The sequence below is a fragment of the Prevotella sp. P5-92 genome, assembly GCF_002251245.1.
Lineage (GTDB): Bacteria > Bacteroidota > Bacteroidia > Bacteroidales > Bacteroidaceae > Prevotella.
This window is the reverse complement of record NZ_NPJG01000099.1, coordinates 1-1,890: the sequence shown is the minus strand read 5'-3', so window position 1 is coordinate 1,890 and position 1,890 is coordinate 1. Positions and strand designations below refer to the sequence as shown.

4 protein-coding genes are annotated in these 1,890 nt (G+C 42.7%); 1 reads left to right on the top strand and 3 read right to left on the bottom strand.

Features of this window, described 5'->3' with window-relative positions; all coding sequences use genetic code 11:
* Positions 1–4: 4 nt before the first annotated feature.
* The gene (locus CIK99_RS16085; RefSeq protein ID WP_094381746.1) at positions 5–100 is read left to right on the top strand and encodes an IS3 family transposase; all 96 of its coding nucleotides are present in this window, start codon (positions 5–7) and stop codon (positions 98–100) included.
* Between the two features lie 686 nt (positions 101–786).
* Here CIK99_RS16085 and CIK99_RS10360 read toward each other — a convergent pair.
* Genes CIK99_RS10360 through CIK99_RS10350 form a run of 3 tightly spaced genes read right to left on the bottom strand, consistent with a single transcriptional unit; the run spans position 787 to position 1,744 of the window.
* Positions 787–1,023, bottom strand: coding sequence for a hypothetical protein (locus tag CIK99_RS10360; RefSeq protein WP_094381442.1), 237 nt, complete (start codon positions 1,021–1,023; stop codon positions 787–789).
* Positions 1,020–1,490: a DUF3990 domain-containing protein gene (locus CIK99_RS10355; RefSeq protein ID WP_094381441.1), complete on the bottom strand. Its 471-nt coding sequence runs from the start codon at positions 1,488–1,490 to the stop codon at positions 1,020–1,022. Before CIK99_RS10355 ends, CIK99_RS10360 begins: the two co-directional genes overlap by 4 nt.
* On the bottom strand, positions 1,490–1,744 hold the full coding sequence (locus tag CIK99_RS10350) for a DUF3791 domain-containing protein (RefSeq protein ID WP_253249648.1): 255 nt from the start codon (positions 1,742–1,744) through the stop codon (positions 1,490–1,492). The genes CIK99_RS10355 and CIK99_RS10350 overlap by 1 nt, the downstream gene beginning before the upstream one ends.
* Between the last annotated feature and the right edge of the window lie 146 nt (positions 1,745–1,890).

Sequence of the window (1,890 nt, the reverse complement as noted above, 5' to 3'; positions counted from 1 at the left end):
GTGTTTGGAATACTACAATAATGAAAGAATAAAATTGAGACTCAACGGTATGTCACCTGTTTTATACAGAAAGGCATTCGAACAGGCTCACAGTTATTAACCCGTCCAACTTTTTGGGTTCATTTCACCCGCATGTCCCCTGTCCCGCATAAATTCAAACTCTCGCAAATTTTGGGTCGTTGGTCTGAAGGTTATACTTTTTGCTCAACCTTTTCAACTTCTGATAAGTAGTTTCCTTCGCAACACCAGCATTGGCCACTGTTATGACATTAACCTGAATGTTATTGACTGTTGCTTCCATAATAATTCCATGTATATAATTAATATTTCGCTGCAAAGATAGTGCAAAAAATCGATTTAGCAAAGAAAAAGAGAATGAATTATCTTTTTTGAGCGTAAGATTTTTATTTAAATCGAAGACAAAACAAAATAAAAAAGCGTTTTTTTATTTTTTTTGTTGAGATGCAGCCTATCTTATCAAAATTTACTCAAATAATTCCAATCCACCAAACATTTCCCCAAATTTCTTTGAATAATCATCCATCAAGAACTTGCTTCAGCTTGATGAACACCTCTTTTAATTGACAATGTGTGAAGAACTTGCGTAGCTTGATGAACACCTCTTTTGATAGACAATGTGTGAAGAACTTGCGTAGCTTGATGAGCTCCGCTATTAATAAACAATGTGCGAATAATTCGCGTTTTCCCACAAAGTCCGCTTGCGGACCTCCGTTCCCCTCCGTGTTTTCCATATGAACAGTAAGGGTTGTGTCCAACTTTTTGGGTTCACTTCATACCTGTCCCCTGACCCTGTTCTCTCCAAATCTCTTCTGCCAGATACTTGTCGCTTCGGCAATGAAGGTCGGCAACTCCTTCTTCGAGAAGGGGCAATAGCGGAGAGTTGTAGAAAATGTCCATGGCATCTTCAAGACTCACGCTGTGCATCTGGCTTATCTCATTGATAATACGAGCATACTTTGCCTCCAAGATTGCATGGTAGGCTTCATCGTGTATAGGTGTCATAGGCGCTGAGAACTTTTGAAGGTTAGACATTCGTTGAGTACCTGCTGTGAGCGGATGCAAATCTGATTGTTTGGCTCTTCGAATATTAGGCGGCGAAGGCATTCTTCCTTTGAAATGTCGCCAGCAAAATACAGGTCAACGGTACGGAAGACTTTATCATTGGCTATACCGCCGATGACTACATCATAGTCACCAACGATTCTTCCTTGACGGCATTCTGTCACGAAGTCGAGCCATGCTTCATCATAACGCTTGAACTCAATGACTTTACATTTGCTGAGGTCATCGGCAAGTTCGTAGGTGTTAAGGAAGGCTTCTTTGCCACGGTTGGTAAAGCGTGCTCCATATTTCACTGCCTGATCCTGCAAGATGGTGACATAGAATCCAGGACCGAAATCGAGGAAAGCTCGGCTATGCGTTGTGTCGGGTGATTCCACGACTATGGTTGATGCGTGATATACTTCCATTATGCCAACACTCCTTTCTCCCTCATGTATTCGGTGAGGTCTTCCATAAGATACTCCTTGCCAAAGGTGTGGAGCACATCGTAGCTTGATACGATGTAGCCAGTCAGAATGCCTGACTGCTTAAGGCGACGATACACCTCAGCGGCACTCATGTTCAATCGGCGTGAGAGATTGCCGATGCAGTATGTTACGAAATCAAGCGGGTCAGGGGACAGGTGCCTGACCCTTCTGTCCATTGACATTATTGCTTTCATATTTATTCCTTTCTTTAATATCTAAGTAGGTCTGCGGGGTTTCCCCCGCTTTCCCCTTCAAGAACCGTGCATGCGACTTTCGCCGCACACGGCTCGTGTAATTCTGTTAATTATCTCTCGTTCTAAATAATCGGCTCTATGTGCTG

Coding starts and splice junctions, on each gene's coding strand:
- CIK99_RS10360 (WP_094381442.1), bottom strand. CDS start 1,023: ATGACACCTATACACGATGAAGCCTACCATGCAATCTTGGAGGCAAAG.
- CIK99_RS10355 (WP_094381441.1), bottom strand. CDS start 1,490: ATGGAAGTATATCACGCATCAACCATAGTCGTGGAATCACCCGACACA.
- CIK99_RS10350 (WP_253249648.1), bottom strand. CDS start 1,744: ATGAAAGCAATAATGTCAATGGACAGAAGGGTCAGGCACCTGTCCCCT.